Raw genomic sequence first — 18,320 nt, forward strand, 5'->3', positions numbered from 1 at the left:
CGTGCGGGGTGAACGGCACCGGTTCCCCGGATCGCGCGATCACGTGAAACGCATGATTGCTGTTGGCAGTTGAGTTCGACGCGGCTGGGAGAGTGGGGGTGAACGTGGCACGCGAACGCAGGAGGAAGCGTGACCTGACTGGTTTGGCACCCGCGTTCACCATCGCCGCACCGTCGGGAGCACGGATCAGGGACAGGCTGCGCCCGGCCCCGGAGGACGAGAAGGTCCTGCGCCTGGTGGGTGAGCACCTGGGCCGTTGTCAGCGGGCCGATTTGGCCGAGCGGGTAAGGATCGGCCAGGTCACGCCGAAGGACGCCCGTCGGGCGGAGCGGAAGAGGAAGCTGACGGCGGTGTCTTCGTCGCGCTGGGCGGGGGCGATGACCCGGGCCAGCGAGGACCAGTACCAGCTGTCGATGCGCTGCCTGTACGACGAGCGTGTCGGCCTGCGTCGGGCGATTGGCGCCATCACCCGCCGCTTGGCCGCGCCCTGCGGCAAGCGGGCCAAGAACGGGGTACGCGGCTACGCCGATCAGAACGAACGGGTCCACAAGCAGCGGCGAAGGCAGGTGCTGGAGGCCAAGCTCGCCGTTGTGGAGCAGAAGATCGCCGCGGGTCAGCCATCGATCGTCGCCGGCGGGCGACGTCTGGCCAAGCTGCGGCATCATCTCGCCGACGCGTGCCTGTCCGAGGCCGAGTGGCGTGATCGGTGGGAGGCAGAGCGGCTGTTCATCACTGCGGACGGCGAGTCCGGTGCCCCGCATGGCAACTACACAATCACCGTCGATCCAGCCGACGGCACGGTGACTCTGGTGTTGCCCGAGCCGCTGCGGCACCTGTCCAACGCGCCCCGCGGACGGTATCAATTCGCCTGCACCGTCACTTTCCACCACCGGCGCGATGAGTGGCTGGACCGTGTCACCGCACACCGCGCCGTCCGCTACGACATCATCCGGGATTCGGCCCGAGGCCGCTGGCACCTGGACGCGTCCTGGGCGGCCGCCCGGGCGATGCCACCCACCCCGAGCGAGATCAAGGCACGCGGTGAGCGGCTGCTCGGCGTCGACCTCAACGCCGACCACCTGGCCGCCTGCGTAATCGACATGCACGGCAACCCCGTGGGTGCACCCGTCACGATCCCGCTGAGGCTGGCTGGCCCTGCAAGCACGCGAGACGGCCGTCTCCGCGCCGCGATCAGTCAGCTGATCACCATGGCCGGGGAGCACGGCTGCGTGGGGATCGCGATCGAGGACCTGGGCTTCGCCGAGGCCCGTCAGGCTGGCCGGGAGACTATGGGCCGCGGCAGGCGCGGCAAGAAGTTCCGCCGTACGGTGGCGGACATCCCGACGGCCCGCTTCCGCGAACGCCTGCGCGGCATGGCTTACCACGCCGGTCTGGTCGTCATCGCCGTCGACCCGGCCTTCACCAGCCGCTGGGGCGGCCAGCACTGGACCAAGTCTCTGCAGGAGCAGTCGAAGAAGGCCAAGGTCACCCGGCATCACGCGGCCGGTGTGGCCATCGGACGGCGCGACGCCCTCGGGCACGGGATCAGGCGTCGGCCAGGTGTGACCGCCCACCACCGGAGGATGGTGATGCGGAGAGCTACCGGCCAGGCCACATCCCTCCCGAGGGCGCGCGGGGCCGCGAGCCCACCCAGGACAGCGGGCACGCCCACCCCGGGCGGCAAGACCCGACCGCGCCGAGGTGACCAGCTCACGCTGTTCCCCGACCTCGAAGACCGTTCGCGAGGCCACCGGACCACCTAATCCGGTTATGGCGAGTTGGCTGGCGCTGGCCAACAAACCTAGGGACGGTTTCACGACGAACTCCCGGGTGCTGAACGGAAGGGAGTGGGCGAGGCAGACGGCTTTGCGCCGGTGGGATCGGCGGACGTGGCCGCTGCGGCAGGCGCGCCCGTGGCAGGCGCCACCCGTCCCGCCCGTGCGGCGAACCGACGCGCGTCACGCCGTGACGCGAGGACCCGGCGGTGCTCCTGGCGGCGCGTCAGCTGCCCGGGGCCACGGCCGCCGAGGATACGCGCGGCGACGAACAGCAGCAGCACCAGCGCCATCAGCAGGGACGCCGTACCGAAACCGCGCGAGATCATGGTCGGCTCGGGCGACTTGACGAACTCGAAGGTGGCGAGCGGCAGGGAGACCATCGGGCCGTGCAGCGGGTCGAGGTTCAGCTCGGAGGTGAAGCCTGCCGTCAGCAGCACCGGGGAGGTCTCGCCGATGCCGCGCGCGGTGCCGAGGATCACCGAGGTGGTCAGGCCGGAGCGGCAGGTCGGCAGGACGACGTGCCAGGCGGTGCGCCAGCGCGACGTACCCATGGCGTACGACGCTTCCCGCAGGGTGCCCGGCACCAGCCGGATGACGACGTCGGCGGCGCGGATGATGATCGGCAGCATCATCACCGACAGCGCCAGCGAGGCGGCGAAGCCGGACTGGTCCAGGCCGAGGCCCAGGATCGCGGTGGCGTAGATGAACAGTCCCGCGACGATGGACGGCAACGCTGTCATCGCCTCGACGATGGTGCGCACGAACCGGGCGAACGGCCCGGGCACCTCGTTGAGGAAGACCGCGCAGATCAGCCCGAGCGGCACGGTGATCACCAGCGCGATGACGATCATGATGAGCGTGCCGGCCGCCGCGTGCAGGGCGCCGCCGACGCTGAGCGGCTCCAGGGGCCCGGCCAGCTCCATGTCCTGCGTGAAAAAGTTCAGATGAACGAGCGCCTTGCGCCCCTCCACCAGGGCGTACACCACCACGATCGCGAGGATCGCCACCATCAGCAGGCCCATCGACCGCACCACGGCCGCCGCGATCCGGTCGACGACGGCCGGTCCGTCCTCGTCGAAGGAGACGAGCAGCGCGTACAGCAGCAGGAAGAAGCCGTACGCCATGACGACGAAGCCGACCACGCCGTTGAACGGCAGCAGCCAGCCGAACAGCAGCCAGGTCAGCGACAGCGCGGCGGCCGCGGCGCCGACCATGGCGTACACGTCGGTGTCGCGCAGCGAGGTGAGGGCGCGACGGCGCTCTCCGCCGGGGTCGGCGGTGAGCGGGGGGCCGGGCAGCGTCGTACGCGGGCGTGTCGGCGCCTGACGCGCGCCGGGCGCTTCAGGGGCAACGGTCATGGTCGCTCTTTCCTGTGTGGGTGCGGGCGGCCGTGGGGGGGTGGTTGCGGGACGAGCCGCGGGAGACGAAACGAGAGGGCCGACCGGGGCGTCAGGCGTCACTCGCCGCGCCGGAGCGCGACCGGGCGACGATGGACGAAGCGGCGAAGTTGACGATCAGCGTCATCACGAACAGCGCGAACCCGGCGGCCATCAGCGCGGACATGCCGAATTCGCTGGCCTCGCCGTAGCGCAGGGCGATCAGCGAGGAGACCGAGCTGGTGCCGGACTGCAGCACGTGCCACTGGATGTCGAAGGTCAGCGAGATGATCATGAACACGGCGATGGTCTCGCCGAGGGCGCGGCCGAGGCCCAGCATGGTGCCGCCGATCATGCCGCCCTTGCCGAAGGGCAGTACGACGCTGCGGATCATGCCCCAGCGGGTCGCGCCGAGCGCGTAGGCGCCCTCCCGCTCACCGGCGGGGGCCTGGGAGAAGACCTCGCGCATGATCGAGCAGATGATCGGCGCGATCATCATGCCGACGACCAGGCCGGCGATGAACGTGGAGGACGTGTAGATGCTGGCGGACGCCAGTGGGTCGTTGGGGTCGGCGCCCGCCACGTCGAAGACCGGGATCCAGCTGAAGTAGGTGGAGATCCAGCGGGCGGTGGGCAGCACCTTGTCCTGGAGGAAGAACACGCCCCACAGGCCGTAGACCACCGAGGGTACGGCCGCCATCAGGTCGACCACGCTGATCAGGCTCTGGCGCAGCCGGGGCGGCGCGTACTCGGAGATGTACAGGGCCGCGCCGGTGGCGAGCGGTACGGCCACGCAGACGGCGACGGACGCGATCAGGATGGTCCCGACCAGCACGGCGGCGATACCGAACCGATTGGCATCCGGCGCCCACTCGGCGGTGGTGAGGAACGACCACCCGGCGCGGTCGAGCGCGAGCCACGCCCGGTACAGCAGGAAGCCGCCCACGAGCAGCATGACGGCGAGCACCAGGCCGCCGCCGGAGCGCAGCACCGCACGGAAGACGCGGTCGGGCAGGCCTGGGTCGGCGTACAGCCGCCGGGGGAAGTCGGCGGCGGGGTCGGCCGAAAGCGCGGCCTGCGACCCGGATACGGGCTCCGCGGCGGCCAGTTGCGGCTGTCTCTTCTTGAACAACACACGCTCGACGCTCCTGGGACGCGGTTGACATGCCCATCCCGATGCGTGAACGAGGGGTGCCCTAGGGGCAACTTCGGTTACAGATACACACGCAAACGCCTAGTCGTCCCATAACTCAAGGCTCACAGCCCCCAGTTCGGGCAGCATCGCCCGGAACCGCTCGTACGACGCACGACAGGTGGCATGCCGCTCGTAAGTCCGAGCCGACCCGGCCAAATGCCGTCCCGTCCGATCCCAAACGGCCCAAACCCAGCCACCGCCCTCCGAACTGTGCTGCACTCCACCCTCCATCTCGGCATGGCGCGTACACAGCCGGACGAAGTCGGCGCGGCACCGCGCATGCGTGTCGTGCGCGGTCAGCGAGATCGCGACCGGCCTGCCGTTCTGCGCGACCAGCCGCCAGCCGAATCTCCCCTGGCTGTCGATATCGATCTGGCATCTCACACCGGCCACCGCGACGACAGGTCGTGCCGTCCCGTCGGACTGCTCCATGTCCCCACCCCCGCCGCCCAAGGAAAAGGAAAACCCGCAGGTACGGGGGTATGGGCGGCACGAGCAATCTACTGAGACGCGCGTGACGACGCCCGGACAAAACTGACTGGCGGTACCACGCTTCATGTCGAAGTATCCCCTTGGACACCCCTAGGCAAGACTCCGAGAAGACGCTCCCCACCAACGCAGGACAACGCTGCCATAACGGACGCCACCCACGTCTTGCCACCCAGCGAGCAAACCCTCTCCCCCCGCACCTCCACACAACATCTCCACCCGCCCAACCACCCCGGCACCCCTGCACCCACCGGCCACCAGCCGCCAAGCAAACCCGGCGTGCCCCACTCCCCCTGCGCCCGCAACCACCCACACACCGCAAGCCGCTAAACAGCCCCGGCGTGCATACGACCCGCTGACGCGCACCCCAACCCCGGCCAACCACCCAGCCCACGGAGAAGCCCAACGGACCTGGGCCACCCACCTTTCCGGGCCGCCCGCACGCTTCTTCCCCGTGCTTCCGCGGCCCGGGTCAAGGGTCGGCCGCAGGCCGATCGCCGAAGGCGACGCGCAGCGACAGCGAAGCGCCCTTGACGCGGGCCGCGGAAGCACGACACTGCCCAAGAAGCGGGCGGCCCCAACGGCAACTTGATGTCGCCGCACAGCTCACGCCGCCACGACCGCCTGAACGCCCGCTAGTGCCGTGACCAGGAACGTTGATCGTTTCCCGCAGTGTGGTGTAGCCGGTCAACTGACCGTCACCTGTCGTAGGACGTGTAACGGTGGATCGAGTGATCGGTGTCGAACAGAAAGCAATGCTGCTCGATCCAGCTGCCCTCCGTCCGCGTGACTCGCTGCAGCAACACCCCGCAGCCACGACCGAACAGCGACACCGTGCGGACGCTGTAATCCCGGCCCTCGAAGTACTCCTGGAGCTGTTCGTAATGCTTTGCGAGGTCCTCGGCGATCGTGCGGCTCACTTCCGCGAGCGCTTCAGCAAGCGAGGCGCAGGGCGTCACCTTCCCAGCCCCCCAGACTCCGAGTTTCAATGCCGCGATCCTGGCAGCGGCCCGGGGAACCTCCGCGATTTCCTCCTCCAGACCGCCAACTACAGCCTGCACAGCATCGAAGGGGTCCCGGGCCGCCTTCACTACGTGTTCTGTACCGGGGTCGGGCACCAACCAGGGACGATGCCCAGGGGTACGCGTGTACGTCAGGCGGGATTGGAGCTGGGAGTAGAGCTCCTCGCACGAACCGCAGTAGTACCCATGCGGTTTGCCATAGGCCGTATCGAGGAGTTCCGTAAGCGGTGATTCACCGCCACCGTTGCCGCAAAAGCTGCACTCGAACTGACCTGCGTCGGCAGCCGTACCCTCCGAATTGGCGCCGACTGATCGACGCTTGAAGAACCGCATGCCGAGCAGGCTACCGGCGCTACTCCGGGACCCCTCACGAGTTCTACCTGCTAACAACCTCTCACTGATTGGCCGACGGAAGGATCGTGTCCCGCGAAGTGGCGTAATCACTGGCCGAGCTGATTCGCATCGGGCGGGGGAAGCTGCCGGTCGTCCTCCGTGGGGTTGGCGGTGAAGAGTTCGGCGTTTGATCTCCCGGTTCAGCCGCTCCAGCGGGTTGGTCGACCAGATCTTCTTCCAGTGCGCCGGCGGGAAGTTCGCGAACGCGGTGAAGTCGCCTGCGGCGTCCAGCAGCATCGTCCTGACCTGGGGGAACTGCCATCCGAGCATGCCCTGGCACGTACCAGCGCGTTCGCGTCGCACGACCGGCTACACCACTCGGCGGGACACCATCGGAACGTTCACCGGGTGAGGTTGTGGTGGTGGATGATGTCGCGGGCTGGTTGCCGGACTGCTTCGAAATCGTTGGACACCTTTCGGGTTAGTCAACGAGCATCCGCAGGTGACAGATGAAGCCGATCACCGGAAACCGCTCACGCGGAGCCCGAAGCGTGTCCGTTTTGTCGAGCTGTCCGGCGGGGCGATGTCCGCTTTGCTGGCTGGAGACCTGTCCCGAGCCAGCAGGATGGCCGGGGTTTCCCTGACCGAGTACTTCGTCACCGACAGAGCACGGTGGCTGTGGCAGTTCCGGCTCGACCAGATGGCCGCCGATCCCGGCCATGCGCGGTGGATGGTGCGGCAGGCGGTCGTCGGCGACAAGGGCCTCGTCGTCGGACATGCCGGGTTCCACGGACCGCCCGATGAGGTCGGCATGGTCGAGATCGGCTATTCCGTCGCTCCCGACTTCCGTCGCCAGGGATATGCCCGATCCACACTGATCGAGTTGCTTCGCCGGGCAGCAGCGGAATCCGCAGTCACGACCGTGCGGGCGACGATCAGCCCCGACAACGTGGCATCCCTGGCGACGATCTCGGGCTTTGGCTTCGTTGAGGTCGGAGAGCAGTGGGATGAGGAGGACGGTCTCGAACTCGTCTTTGAGGTCCCTGCATGCCGGGTTTCACCCGCTTGATGGGAAGGTTCGCGGCAGAACGCTGAGCTGTGACCGTTACGTCCGGCGCGTTGGTCAGGCCGCGGCAGCCAGTGCGCGTCCGCCCCAGCGGATGCCTTTCTCACTGCGGATGCGCGCGCGTTCGCGGCGTTGAGCGCCAGGACGTCGGGGTGGCGGGCATTCGCGTTGCGCCACCGCAGGTAGTAATGCAGGGCTCGGGTCTGCACAGTGTGGTTGGGGTGCTGGGAGTTGGCGATGGTGAACTGCCGCAGCGGGCCGAAGTGCGGGGCGCCGTCGGGGCGGGCGGCCCGGATCGACTTCAGCGCCGCCAGGGTGTCGAAGCCGACCGAGTAGCAGCCGTGGAGGTAGGTGACGCCATGGGGGCGGTGGTAGGTCGTCGGCAGCCGGTCGGGACGGCCTGATCAGCCCAGCAGAACCCGCCGGTGGGGCGGATGCCCAGTGGGCCGAACTCGTCGACGGCGAAGGTGCAGTCGGGGAAGTACTCGATGACGTATTCGTTCCGATCCAGCTTGGCGTCGCGGTCGGGGTCGGTGGACTCCTTCTAGGTCTTGGTGCGCTGGAAGGTGATCCCGCGGCGGGCAAGTTTGGCCGGGCGGGTGGTGGCCGTCTGGATGACGAAGTCCTTGTCGTCAGGGCTGAGCAGGCGGGGACGGCCTCCCGGCCACTGAGGTTCCAAGCAGGCCAGCCCGATCTCGTTGAACCGGTGGATCACATCGCGGACGGTGTCCTCGTCCACCTGGACCCCAATGACGGACGCCCGGCCGGTGGATAGGCTCCCAACCATGACTGACTTCGTGCAGGTATCCACAGCGACGGAAACCCGCGAACAGGCGGTCGAACTGGCCCGATCCGTCGTACAAGAAAATTGGCCGCAGGCGCACAGATCATCGGCCCCGTGACCTCCGTCTTCTGGCACAACGGCGAATTCGGCACCGGCGAGGAATGGCAGCTGCTGCTCAAGACACGGCAGGCCCTGTACGCCGAGCTGGAAGCGCACCTGCTCAAGCACCACCCATGGCAGAACCCGGAAATCGCAGCGGTACCGATCGTGGCCGGATCCGAGGCCTGCCTGCAGTGGCTGGCCGCGAACACAGAGCCCGCCGAGTAGAGCCGAGGAAGCGCGACACCGGCGAAGAGGCCGACGGCTCAACGGCCACGTCAACCGGCCTGTCGACGGCGACTTGAAGTGAGACGCCGGCCAAAGAGGACTGAAGCCGACAACACTCGGCGAAGCCTCATCGTCCGTCGAGCCAGGACGCGCCCCGCGTCCGACTCGCTCGGCGATCACCCCCAGGCGAGTTCCTGCGCCGCGTCGAGGACCAAGTGCCAGGGATACTCCTTCGGCTTCCCCTGGCCCGGCTGGTTCGGGACGAAGCCGCCCTCCCCGTACAGGACCCGAACGCCCATCGACCGCAGCTCGGTGACGCTGCGCTCGAACTGGCGGTGCTGCACGTACGCGGCGTTCACGCACGGCATCGTCACCATCGGGATCTGCTTCCCGATGCCCTCGGCGACGACCCCCACCACAAAGTCGTGTGTCAGGCCCAGCGCCCACGAGTTCACCGTATTGAAGGTGGCCGGCGCGACCGCGATGACGTCCGCCTTCGGCCACACGTCCGGCTCGCCGGGCAACTTGTACTCGCTGCGTACGGCGTGACCGGTCAGCCGCTCAAGTTCCGTCAACTGCGGTGCAAGCCAGCGCGCAGCCGTCGGCGTGAGACCGAGGCACACGTCAAAGCCGCGAGCCTGCGCGTCGCGGATCACAGTCGCGACGTCGAAGACGGGCGGGGCAGCGGAGCCGAACAGGTACAGCACCCGGTCAGTTGTCGTCATGCGCCCATCCGACCACATTCAATCGCCCTGGCTCACGGGCGAGTCGGGGCCGGTACTGTTCCAAGTGGATGCTGAGAACGGAGACCAGTATGCCCACACTGGACGGCAACCACACGGGCGCACGCATCAGGGAGCAGCGCAGGCTAGCCAGGCTCACGCAGCGGCAGTTCGCGAACCTGCTCCCCTACTCCTACAGCCTGCTCAACCAGGTGGAATGCGGGGCCCGCCCCGCCACAGCGGACTTCGTGGCCGCCTGCGCCAAGGCCCTCAACATCGATGTAACGGTCCTGACCGGGCAGCCGTACGTGACCGAATTGCAGCGCGACCGTCTCGCCGAACTGGTGCGGCCGATCCGGGAATCGCTCGACCTGTACGACCTCGGCCCCAACCCGGACCTCACCGGGCGCCCCGCGGATCAGCTCATCGCCGGAGCGGACCAGTTGTGTGCAGATGTCCGGGCCACGCATCTGCGCAACGCCGCCCGCAAGCTGCCAGGCCTGATCGCCGAGCTCACCCACACCGCGTGGTCGACGCCGTCCACCGAACTGTGGCAGGCCCTCGCCTCCACCTACCGGACGGCACACGACATCAGCGTCAAGCTCGGCTACTACGACCTGTCCACCGTCGCCCTGGACCGCATGGACTGGGCGGCGCAGCGTGCCTCCGATCCCTGCCTGGCGGCCGTGCGCCAGTACATGCGCGCCCTGGTGTACTTCCGAGAAGGCGAGTACGGCATCGGGAAGCGGCTCATCACCTCCGGTCACACTGTGGTCGGGGAGGCCGACGACACCCGCGAGGCCCTGGCCGTCGCCGGGCAGCTGCACCTCGGCGCCTCGGTCATCTCCGCGCGGGCCAGGAATCAGACGGCCGTGGACCTCCACATCGGCGAGGCACACCGGATCGCGAAGCGCATCGGGGACGCCTCCGACGTGCACTGGCTCAGCTTCGGCCCGGCCAACGTCGCCCTGCACAAGATGTCCACTGCCGTCGAGATGCACCAGTACGACGATGCGCTCAAGCAGGCCCGCAAGATGAAACTGCCGCCGCAGCTCGCCACCTCGCGCCGCGCGCACTTCCTGATCGACCGCGCTCGCGCCGAGATGGAGACCGGGTACACCCAGAAGGCACTGGAGCACCTGGTCGACGCGCGCAGGATCGCGCCGGAGCAGACCCGCTATCACCCGGTCGCCCGGGAGACGATCACCGGCCTGGTGCATCTGTCCCGGCGGACGCCGGAGAGGCTTACCTACATGGCGTCCTGGATCGGCCTGTAGCACGCTCACAACGCTCACGAACCTGTGAGCGTTGCGCCCTTCTCGCAGCGTCACGCTGTTCTCACACCCCGTCAACGACGGCACGGCGAGCCGCTTTGCCGTGCCCGTTGCAAGGTGCGCCCCGGTATCCGCACGGACGACTCCGGGGCCGGCCAGCGCTGCTGAGGAGCGTCGACAATGCCACGTTTACCACGGGCCCTCGCCGGCTGAGAGACCGCGTGTTCGGATGCCGTACGCCCGCCAGGCACGCCTCCACCACCGCCGTTTCCGCGAACTCCCCGCAACCGGCGCGCCACCCGTCCCCCGAGATGTGGGCCGCCCTCCTCGCCGCTGCACGCCGCCGCAGAGCCCGAACCTGTGGCCAATCACCGAGCCGACCGCTGCCCCGGGCGACGCCGGACCCCTGGTACGTGCCTACGTGCTGTCGCCCCGGGAGCGCGCTCGCCTGCTGGCCGCGCCGACTGGGGAGGCACGTTCGTGACGACGCCGTACAAGCCACGTCTCGGCGAGACCGTCGAGGACACCGGCACCAGGAAAATCGGCAAGGTCATGGGCTTCCAGGGCCCATACGTGCAGCTACGCCCGGCCGGCGGCGGCATGGAGTGGGACGCCAAACCGCAGAACCTGAAACCGGTCACCACCACCGACAGCCTCAGGGCCGCCGTCGCCGCCAACGCCCGTTCCAGGGGTGAACTGCCATGACCCTGAACACCCCCCTCCCGTTCGACATCGAGACCATGCGCACCACCGCACACCGCCTGCTCGCGGACACCGCGGAACCGCCCACTCCCGACGAGCTGCAGACGCTCACGCTCCAACTGCGCGGCCACCTCATGCTCGCCATCCCCGACGTCGAGACCGCCACCCAGGCCGTCCCGGAGGACACGGAAGCCCGCGCAGCAGCTCTCGCCTGCATCAGTGAGGCGCGGCGCCACATGGGCGTCGAGCCCACCCGCAGCCTGCCCACCGCCATCGCCCACGCCCAGCGCCTGGCCCGCTCCCTCGACGCCCTGTGCCGCCAGTACGAGGCCCTGAACTGCGGGCAGGTCACGGGCGACCACTGGAGCCCTGCCCAACTGGCCTTCCGCCGCTGGGCCATCCACACGACGAAGTGCCGGATCTGCAGAACCGACGACAGCCACTGCGACCGTAGCCGACGACTGGGCAACCACTGGAACCAACTCCGCCGCAACCCTCCGACCACTGCGGGGACGCCCGCCCCCGCAGCAGCAGTCAGGCGGTGCGGCCGAGATGGGTGACCAGGATGCGGATCACGTCGTCGTCGATGATGTACAGGACCCGGTAGTCGCCGACGTGGAGGCGGCGAACATCTTGCGATCCGTAGGGGATGGAACCGCGTGGGCGGGGTTCGGTCGCCAGGGAGTCCACGGTCTCGTAGACGGCAGACAGCCCGGTCGGGTCGTCCTTGAGGAACCGCACGGCCGCGTCGGTGGCGCGTGGTTCCCAGATGATCTCGTATGTCACTTACCGCAGCCCCAGCATCCTGCCGACTTCCTCGTGCGGGATGCCTGGGCCCAGAGTTCCGCGCTCCTTCTTGAGCTGGTACTCCGCGACCGCCAGGGCGTCTTCGAGATCCTCTATGACCTGGGGGGAGACGAGCAGAGCGGCGACGTGTCCGTGATCGGTGAGGGCGATGGTCTCGCGGCCGTGGGCGGCACGGCGCACGAGGTCGCCGAGCTGGGAGCGGGCAGTGCTGATAGCGATCTCTACCATGCGCAGATGGTTTCACAAGATGAACCTTCTAGGCAATAGGTACATCACCTCCAGCACCGAAAAGCCGCGCCCACCCAAAGGTGAGGCGCGGCCCTCCAAGTCGGCTGCGGTCAGTACGAAGACCCCGACGCCCCCAACGCCCCCGTCGGATGCCACACCGTCTTCGTCTCCAGGAACGCCGTCATGCGGTCGATCCCCGGCGTCTCGGTGTAATCCACAGGCTGTGGACGCAGCACCCGCTTGAGATTGTCAGCCGCGGCGATCTCCAGCTCCTTCGCCAGTACGTCGTCCGCACCCGCCAGATCGATCGCGTTGACGTCCTGGTGCGCGGCCAGCGGCGGAGCGATTTCCGCGGTACGGCCGGAGAGGACGTTCACGACACCGCCGGGAAGGTCCGACGTGGCCAGGACCTCGCCGAGGGACAGCGCGGGCAGGGGCGCCTTCTCGGAAGCGATCACCACCGCCGTATTTCCGGTCGCGATCACCGGGGCGACCACTGACACCAGGCCCAGGAAGGACGAGTCCTGCGGGGCGACCACGGCCACCACACCCGTCGGCTCGGGCGTCGACAGGTTGAAGTACGGGCCCGCCACCGGGTTTCCACCGCCCACCACCTGGGCGATCTTGTCGGTCCAGCCCGCGTACCAGACCCAGCGGTCGATCGTCGCGTCGACCACGGCCCCGGCCTTGGACTTCGACAGCCCCTCCGCGTCCGCGACCTCGCGCACGAACTGGTCCCGGCGCCCCTCCAGCATCTCCGCGATGCGGTAGAGGATCTGCCCGCGGTTGTACGCCGTCGCCCCCGACCACGCCCCGAACGCCTTGCGCGCCGCGACAACCGCATCCCGGGCGTCCTTACGGCTCGCCTGCGGTGCGTTCGCCAGCCAGTTGCCCTTGGAGTCCGTCACCTCGTACACCCGGCCGCTCTCGGAACGCGGGAACTTCCCGCCGACGTACAGCTTGTAGGTCTTGAAGACCGTCAGACGGTTGTTCTCGGACTTCTCAGACATCGAGGTACGCCTCCAGGCCGTGGCGGCCGCCCTCGCGGCCGAAGCCCGACTCCTTGTAGCCGCCGAACGGCGAGGTCGGATCGAACTTGTTGAACGTGTTGGACCAGACAACCCCCGCGCGCAGCTTGTTCGCGACCGCCAGGATCCGGGAGCCCTTCTCCGTCCAGACGCCCGCCGAGAGGCCGTACGGAGTGTTGTTGGCCTTGGCGACGGCCTCGTCCGGCGTACGGAACGTCAGCACCGACAGGACCGGGCCGAAGATCTCGTCGCGGGCGACCGTGTGCGCCTGCGTGACGTTCGTGAAGAGCGTCGGGGCGAACCAGTAACCGGACGACGGCAGTTCGCAGGCCGGCGACCAGCGCTCGGCGCCCTCCGCCTCGCCCTGGTCGGCGAGCGCGGTGATCCGGGCCAGCTGCTCGGCGGAGTTGATCGCGCCGATGTCCGTGTTCTTGTCGAGCGGGTCACCGAGGCGGAGGGTGGACAGGCGCCGCTTCAGGGACTCCAGCAGCTCGTCCTGGATCGACTCCTGGACCAGCAGTCGGCTGCCCGCGCAGCACACCTGGCCCTGGTTGAAGAAGATGCCGTTGACGATCCCCTCCACCGCCTGGTCGATCGGGGCGTCGTCGAAGACGATGTTGGCGCCCTTGCCGCCCAGTTCCAGGGTGAGCTTCTTCCTCGTACCCGCGATCGTGCGCGCGATCTCCTTGCCGACCGCCGTGGAGCCGGTGAAGGCGACCTTGTTGACGTCGGGGTGGGCGACCAGGGCGGCGCCGGTCCGGCCGTCGCCGGTCACGATGTTGACGACGCCCTTCGGCAGGCCCGCCTGGCGGCAGATGTCCGCGAAGAACAACGCCGACAGGGGAGTGGTCTCCGCCGGCTTCAGGACGACCGTGTTGCCGGTCGCGAGCGCGGGGGCGATCTTCCAGGCCAGCATCAGCAGCGGGAAGTTCCAGGGGATGACCTGGCCCGCCACGCCGAGCGGCCGGGGGCTCGGGCCGAAGCCGGCGTGCTCCAGCTTGTCGGCCCAGCCCGCGTAATAGAAGAAGTGCGCCGCTACGAGGGGCAGGTCGACGTCCCTCGTCTCCTTGATCGGCTTGCCGTTGTCCAGGGTCTCCAGGACCGCGAGTTCGCGGCTGCGCTCCTGGATGATCCGGGCGATACGGAACAGGTACTTGGCGCGCTCGGAGCCGGGCAGCGCCGACCACTTCCCGAAGGCCTTCCGGGCGGCCTTCACCGCGCGGTCGACGTCCTCCTCGGTGGCCTGGGTGTACTCGGCGAGTACTTCCTCGGTGGCCGGACTGATCGTCTTGTTGCGGTCCTCGCCCGAGCTCTCGACGAACTCACCGTCGATGAAGAGGCCGTACGACGGGGCGATGTCGACGATCGCGCGCGATTCGGGCGCGGGTGCGTACTCGAATACAGGTGCCATGGTGATCAGTCCACCGTCACGTAGTCGGGGCCGGAGTAGCGGCCGGTGGCCAGCTTCTGACGCTGCATCAGCAGATCGTTCAGCAGCGAGGAGGCGCCGAAGCGGAACCAGTGGTTGTCCAGCCAGTCCTCGCCCACGGTCTCGTTGACCAGGACGAGGAACTTGATCGCGTCCTTGCTGGTGCGGATGCCGCCGGCCGGCTTCACACCGACCTGGATACCCGTCTGGGCGCGGAAGTCGCGCACGGCCTCCAGCATGAGCAGGGTGTTCGCGGGCGTCGCGTTCACCGCCACCTTGCCGGTCGACGTCTTGATGAAGTCGGCGCCGGCCAGCATGCCGAGCCAGCTGGCGCGGCGGATGTTGTCGTACGTCGACAGCTCGCCGGTCTCGAAGATGACCTTCAGGCGGGCCGACGTACCGCAGGCTTCCTTAACGGCGACGATCTCGTCGTACACCTTCATGTACTGGCCCGCGAGGAAGGCCCCGCGGTCGATGACCATGTCGATCTCGTCGGCACCGGCGGCCACGGCCTCGCGCACGTCCGCGAGCTTCACGGAGAGCGGGGCGCGGCCGGCCGGGAACGCGGTGGCGACCGAGGCGACCTTGACGGTGGAGCCGGCGACGGCCTGCTTGGCGGTGGCCACCATGTCGGGGTAGACGCAGACGGCCGCGGTCGCCGGGGCCGTACGATCCGTCGGGTCCGGGTGGACCGCCTTGGCGCCGAGCGCCCGGACCTTGCCCGGGGTGTCCGCGCCTTCCAGCGTCGTCAGGTCGACCATCGAGATGGCGAGGTCGATCGCGTACGCCTTGGCGGTGGTCTTGATGGAACGGGTGCCGAGGGAGGCGGCGCGCGCCTCTAGGCCGACCGCGTCGACGCCGGGCAGCCCGTGCAGGAAGCGGCGCAGCGTACTGTCGGAGGCCGCCGCGTCCGTGAGGGTGTGTGCAGTGGTGGGCATGGTCACCAGACGAGCATATCTACGCGCGTAGCGGCTGTACAGCCCCTGATGCTCATCCTGTGAGGGCGGTGCGCGCATGAGCGTGGGGCGGCCGCGGGTGGAGGTACCGCGATGGGCGCTGTCAGTGGCGTCGGGCAGAATCGAAGGCATGACGACCCCGGACCAGCAGTCACCAGCGCCGCAGCCTTCGCGCCCCACGACCCGGGACCGGATCTACCGGTCGCCCATGGGGCTCGTGGGCGGCGTCCTGTTGCTCGGCCTCGCCGGCTGGCTCGGTGGGGACGCGATCATCATGGGCGAGGGCCGCGCACCGTGGCTGGCGCTCGCCACGCTGCTCTTGGTCGTACCGCTGGTCGTCGCCTTCACCGTGCGGCCCGCCGTGTACGCCGGTGAGGACAGGCTGCGCGTGCGCAACCCCTTCCGCGTGATCGTGCTGCCCTGGGGCGAGGTCGCCTCCCTGCGCTCCGGGTACACCAACGAGGTCATCACCAAGGCCGGCGCCAAGTACCAGCTGTGGGCGATACCCGTCTCCCTCCGCGCCCGAGGCCGGGCCGCCCGCAAGGAGGCACGGCGCACGGCACAGGCCGCCGGGGGCGGGAAGCCCCATCCCCGTGGCCTCGGCGGGCTGTCGAACGTCGACGTCCACGACGGCCCCGTCCGCGCCGAGAGCGACCGGATCATGCACGACCTGCGCCAGACGCTGGAGGCCCGGGAGAAGGCCCGGACGGCACAGGGCGAGGTGACCGTGCGCTGGGCGTACGAGCTCGCGGGGCCGGCGGTGGCTGGGGCGGTGCTGCTGGCGATATTGCTGGCGGCGGGGTAGCCGGGGGACCGCTGGGCGGGCCCGTTACGGCCTGGCGGTGTGCGCGCGGCAGTGTGCTGGGCGGGGCCGGGTCCTGAGGGGGGTTGCGGCTCGGCGGGGTGGCGGCCGTCTGCTGAGCGAGGCCCGGTGCTGCTCGGGCGTACCGCTCAAAATGGGACAACGACTGGCTCGGACAGGCCCACCCCGAACGCTTGCGTCCAGCAGCCCTTCGTAGGCTTCGGCCTGCGCTGCCTGTCCCGGCTGCGACGCCACACCCGGCCATGACGGCCGCCCTGACGACTGGGAAGCCATGCGTACGAACCCTGCTCCCGGCCTGCCACGACCGCTCCCCCTGCCGCTGCCCGCGACCTCGATACCCGACGGCTGCCGCCCCTGGACCCTGGACCTGACGAGCCGCTGGACGCAGGCCCTGCCGCCAAGGTGGGTGCCGGTGCGGTGGCGGGCGCTGTACGTCTCCGGGGCGGTGGCCGTCGCCGTACTGGCCGCCGGCGCGCTGACGCTGTACGCCGGTCTGTGGCCGTGGGTCGCGGCGCTGGTGGCGGGGCATGTGGTGTGGGTGGTGGTGCGGCCGGAGGCCGTACCGTTCTCTGCTCCCGTCGCCGTCGCTCTGATCCTCGTCACGCCCGGGGCGCGGTGGGAGGTCGCTCTGCCGGTCGTGGCGGGCCTGGCGTTCGGCTGGGTGGCGGCGTGCCTGCGGCTGGCCGCCAGGCGGCGACAGCGGGAGGCGGCCGTTGCGGCGGCGGGAGGCCTGGCCGCCGCGCTGCCGGACAGGGAGACGCCGCTGAAGCGCGGGGCGTTTCTCGCCGGGCTCGGCCTGGTGCTGGGCGCGGGCGGGGCCGTACTGCTCGCCACCGCTGATCACTGGACGGTGGCCGGCGACCGAGGCGCGGAACTCTCGTTCGGCTGGCTGATGGTGCTGCTCGCGCTGTCCGTGCTCGCCTCGGCGGCGCTGGCGCGACGGCGGGCCGCGGCGCTGCGCGGGGCGGCGCCCGTGCCGGTGTTGCGGGTGCTGGTGCGAGAGAACGGCGACGGTGACACGGAGATCTTCGCGGCCGACGACGTGACGGCGCGGCGACCGCTGTTCACGGTGGCGTTGATGAGGGTCGGAAGGGAGCCGGACGACGAGACCGACGAGGAAGAACTGGAAAAGCTCTTCGACCGCATGGCCGCCGACGAACCTGGCCCGTTGCGGGAGGCCGTCCTCTACGGCACCCCGTACGACGGCGCCGAGACAGTACTGGTCAGCGCGGCCGAGGGGACGGACGAACCGCCGGTCGTGGAACGGTCGGCGGGGCCGGTGCGGCCGCTGCCCGAGGCGGGGGTACGCCGTCTGGCCGTGGATCGTGAACGAACACGGGCTCATGGGCGTCGGGAGCAGGAGTTGCGGGACTCGGTCGCCGGGGCGATGACCGCGGTGCCGGTACGGCGGTGGCGCGCGGGTGGGGTGGACTGGCTGGCCAGCGTGTTCATGGCGCAGTGGGGGCTGTGGGTGTGCTGGGGCTGGTTCGCCGAGGCGGACGGGGGCTTCTGGGACCCGGTGCTCATCGAGGTGCTCGGCGTCTTCGGCGCGTACCGCCTGGTCGTGAAGTCGTGCTGGCGTCTCACCGCCGACCGCACCGGGTTGTGGCTGAACGGTCTGCGCGGGCCGCGCCACATCCCCTGGGACGACTTCCGCACCGCCCGCCGTAAGTCCTTCCAGTTGAAACTGCGCTGGCGGGACGACAGTTGGGCGGTGTCGGCGCCGTACTGGGGCCGTGTGCAGCGCATCCTGGGCCGACCGCATCCGTACGACGCCCTCGCCGCGGAACTCACCGCGATGCACTCCGATCCGCTGCTGCGCCCCACAGGGGAGAGCGAGGCGCGGGAGCGGGGGCGACCACTGTGTCCCCTGACCGCTGCGCTAGCGGTGGCGTGGACGACGGCGGTGATCTGGGTGTGGGCCGGGGCTGCGCGGTGACGCCAGGCGCCCGGCGGAAGGGACGCGCCCACACGACGGAAG

17 protein-coding genes and 3 pseudogenes are annotated in these 18,320 nt (G+C 69.3%); 8 read left to right on the plus strand and 12 right to left on the minus strand.

Translation table 11 applies throughout. The features are described 5' to 3' along the window. The first annotated feature begins 143 nt into the window (after positions 1–143). The gene (locus SSP24_RS35410) at positions 144–1,763 is read left to right on the plus strand and encodes a hypothetical protein (RefSeq protein WP_229865993.1); all 1,620 of its coding nucleotides are present in this window, start codon (positions 144–146) and stop codon (positions 1,761–1,763) included. A 50-nt stretch (positions 1,764–1,813) separates the two neighbouring features. Here SSP24_RS35410 and pstA read toward each other — a convergent pair whose 3' ends face one another. The 5 genes and pseudogenes from pstA to SSP24_RS35430 all read right to left on the minus strand — a co-directional run. After that, complete coding sequence (gene pstA / locus SSP24_RS35415; RefSeq protein WP_141314154.1) at positions 1,814–3,136, minus strand: phosphate ABC transporter permease PstA; 1,323 nt, start codon at positions 3,134–3,136, stop codon at positions 1,814–1,816. A gap of 91 nt (positions 3,137–3,227) precedes the next feature. Then, positions 3,228–4,289, minus strand: coding sequence for a phosphate ABC transporter permease subunit PstC (gene pstC, locus SSP24_RS35420; protein ID WP_229865985.1), 1,062 nt, complete (start codon positions 4,287–4,289; stop codon positions 3,228–3,230). 99 nt (positions 4,290–4,388) lie between these two features. Next, entirely contained in the window at positions 4,389–4,781 is a 393-nt protein-coding gene (locus SSP24_RS35425) for a hypothetical protein (protein ID WP_141314156.1), read from the minus strand. Positions 4,782–5,536: 755 nt separating this feature from the next. Next, complete coding sequence (locus SSP24_RS43175; RefSeq protein WP_167529797.1) at positions 5,537–6,193, minus strand: hypothetical protein; 657 nt, start codon at positions 6,191–6,193, stop codon at positions 5,537–5,539. 177 nt (positions 6,194–6,370) lie between these two features. Continuing rightward, positions 6,371–6,508, minus strand: a pseudogene (locus SSP24_RS35430) (transposase); the annotation flags it as partial. 268 nt (positions 6,509–6,776) lie between these two features. Here SSP24_RS35430 and SSP24_RS35435 point away from each other — a divergent pair. Next, on the plus strand, positions 6,777–7,262 hold the full coding sequence (locus SSP24_RS35435) for a GNAT family N-acetyltransferase (protein ID WP_141314215.1): 486 nt from the start codon (positions 6,777–6,779) through the stop codon (positions 7,260–7,262). Between the two features lie 54 nt (positions 7,263–7,316). Here SSP24_RS35435 and SSP24_RS43420 read toward each other — a convergent pair. Continuing rightward, positions 7,317–8,004, minus strand: a pseudogene (locus SSP24_RS43420) (helix-turn-helix domain-containing protein); the annotation flags it as partial. A 40-nt stretch (positions 8,005–8,044) separates the two neighbouring features. On the opposite strand from SSP24_RS43420, the pseudogene cutA reads away from it, so the two are divergent. Next, positions 8,045–8,370: pseudogene (cutA, locus tag SSP24_RS35445) on the plus strand (divalent-cation tolerance protein CutA). Between the two features lie 176 nt (positions 8,371–8,546). Here cutA and SSP24_RS35450 read toward each other — a convergent pair. Next, on the minus strand, positions 8,547–9,095 hold the full coding sequence (locus SSP24_RS35450) for a flavoprotein (RefSeq protein ID WP_141314158.1): 549 nt from the start codon (positions 9,093–9,095) through the stop codon (positions 8,547–8,549). An 89-nt stretch (positions 9,096–9,184) separates the two neighbouring features. Between SSP24_RS35450 and SSP24_RS35455 the strand changes: the two genes are divergently transcribed. From SSP24_RS35455 to SSP24_RS43425, 3 genes are all read left to right on the plus strand, one after another. Beyond that, a complete protein-coding gene (locus tag SSP24_RS35455) occupies positions 9,185–10,369 on the plus strand; it encodes a helix-turn-helix domain-containing protein (RefSeq protein WP_141314160.1) in 1,185 nt (394 codons plus the stop codon). A gap of 477 nt (positions 10,370–10,846) precedes the next feature. Then, a complete protein-coding gene (locus tag SSP24_RS35460; RefSeq protein WP_141314161.1) occupies positions 10,847–11,071 on the plus strand; it encodes a hypothetical protein in 225 nt (74 codons plus the stop codon). Beyond that, positions 11,068–11,628, plus strand: coding sequence for a DUF6415 family natural product biosynthesis protein (locus tag SSP24_RS43425; RefSeq protein WP_174864779.1), 561 nt, complete (start codon positions 11,068–11,070; stop codon positions 11,626–11,628). Before SSP24_RS35460 ends, SSP24_RS43425 begins: the two co-directional genes overlap by 4 nt. Here the strand turns inward: SSP24_RS43425 and SSP24_RS35470 are convergent. The 5 genes from SSP24_RS35470 to deoC all read right to left on the minus strand — a co-directional run bounded on the left by SSP24_RS35470 (position 11,603) and on the right by deoC (position 15,498). Then, a complete protein-coding gene (locus SSP24_RS35470; RefSeq protein ID WP_141314163.1) occupies positions 11,603–11,854 on the minus strand; it encodes a type II toxin-antitoxin system RelE family toxin in 252 nt (83 codons plus the stop codon). The two genes, SSP24_RS43425 and SSP24_RS35470, sit on opposite strands and share 26 nt — an antisense overlap. Beyond that, on the minus strand, positions 11,855–12,103 hold the full coding sequence (locus SSP24_RS35475) for a type II toxin-antitoxin system Phd/YefM family antitoxin (RefSeq protein WP_141314165.1): 249 nt from the start codon (positions 12,101–12,103) through the stop codon (positions 11,855–11,857). Between the two features lie 110 nt (positions 12,104–12,213). Beyond that, positions 12,214–13,113, minus strand: coding sequence for an aldehyde dehydrogenase family protein (locus tag SSP24_RS35480; protein WP_141314167.1), 900 nt, complete (start codon positions 13,111–13,113; stop codon positions 12,214–12,216). Then, positions 13,106–14,542: an aldehyde dehydrogenase family protein gene (locus SSP24_RS35485; RefSeq protein ID WP_141314169.1), complete on the minus strand. Its 1,437-nt coding sequence runs from the start codon at positions 14,540–14,542 to the stop codon at positions 13,106–13,108. Before SSP24_RS35485 ends, SSP24_RS35480 begins: the two co-directional genes overlap by 8 nt. A gap of 5 nt (positions 14,543–14,547) precedes the next feature. After that, positions 14,548–15,498, minus strand: coding sequence for a deoxyribose-phosphate aldolase (gene deoC, locus SSP24_RS35490; protein ID WP_141314171.1), 951 nt, complete (start codon positions 15,496–15,498; stop codon positions 14,548–14,550). Positions 15,499–15,646: 148 nt separating this feature from the next. Here deoC and SSP24_RS35495 point away from each other — a divergent pair, with 148 nt between their 5' ends. Further along, positions 15,647–16,321, plus strand: coding sequence for a PH domain-containing protein (locus SSP24_RS35495; RefSeq protein ID WP_141314173.1), 675 nt, complete (start codon positions 15,647–15,649; stop codon positions 16,319–16,321). 289 nt (positions 16,322–16,610) lie between these two features. Continuing rightward, positions 16,611–18,278, plus strand: coding sequence for a hypothetical protein (locus SSP24_RS35500; protein WP_141314175.1), 1,668 nt, complete (start codon positions 16,611–16,613; stop codon positions 18,276–18,278). The last annotated feature ends 42 nt before the right edge of the window (positions 18,279–18,320 follow it).

This window comes from Streptomyces spinoverrucosus (genome assembly GCF_006539505.1).
Classification (GTDB): Bacteria; Actinomycetota; Actinomycetes; order Streptomycetales; family Streptomycetaceae; genus Streptomyces; species Streptomyces spinoverrucosus.

Bases quoted from the DNA above. Each gene is read 5' to 3' on its own strand.
- SSP24_RS35500 (WP_141314175.1), top strand. From the start codon at position 16,611: ATGCGTACGAACCCTGCTCCCGGCCTGCCACGACCGCTCCCCCTGCCG.
- SSP24_RS35480 (WP_141314167.1), bottom strand. From the start codon at position 13,113: ATGTCTGAGAAGTCCGAGAACAACCGTCTGACGGTCTTCAAGACCTAC.
- deoC (WP_141314171.1), bottom strand. From the start codon at position 15,498: ATGCCCACCACTGCACACACCCTCACGGACGCGGCGGCCTCCGACAGT.
- SSP24_RS35435 (WP_141314215.1), top strand. From the start codon at position 6,777: ATGTCCGCTTTGCTGGCTGGAGACCTGTCCCGAGCCAGCAGGATGGCC.
- SSP24_RS35495 (WP_141314173.1), top strand. From the start codon at position 15,647: ATGACGACCCCGGACCAGCAGTCACCAGCGCCGCAGCCTTCGCGCCCC.
- SSP24_RS35455 (WP_141314160.1), top strand. From the start codon at position 9,185: ATGCCCACACTGGACGGCAACCACACGGGCGCACGCATCAGGGAGCAG.
- pstA (WP_141314154.1), bottom strand. From the start codon at position 3,136: ATGACCGTTGCCCCTGAAGCGCCCGGCGCGCGTCAGGCGCCGACACGC.
- SSP24_RS35425 (WP_141314156.1), bottom strand. From the start codon at position 4,781: ATGGAGCAGTCCGACGGGACGGCACGACCTGTCGTCGCGGTGGCCGGT.
- SSP24_RS43175 (WP_167529797.1), bottom strand. From the start codon at position 6,193: ATGCGGTTCTTCAAGCGTCGATCAGTCGGCGCCAATTCGGAGGGTACG.
- SSP24_RS35450 (WP_141314158.1), bottom strand. From the start codon at position 9,095: ATGACGACAACTGACCGGGTGCTGTACCTGTTCGGCTCCGCTGCCCCG.
- SSP24_RS35475 (WP_141314165.1), bottom strand. From the start codon at position 12,103: ATGGTAGAGATCGCTATCAGCACTGCCCGCTCCCAGCTCGGCGACCTC.
- SSP24_RS35485 (WP_141314169.1), bottom strand. From the start codon at position 14,542: ATGGCACCTGTATTCGAGTACGCACCCGCGCCCGAATCGCGCGCGATC.
- SSP24_RS43425 (WP_174864779.1), top strand. From the start codon at position 11,068: ATGACCCTGAACACCCCCCTCCCGTTCGACATCGAGACCATGCGCACC.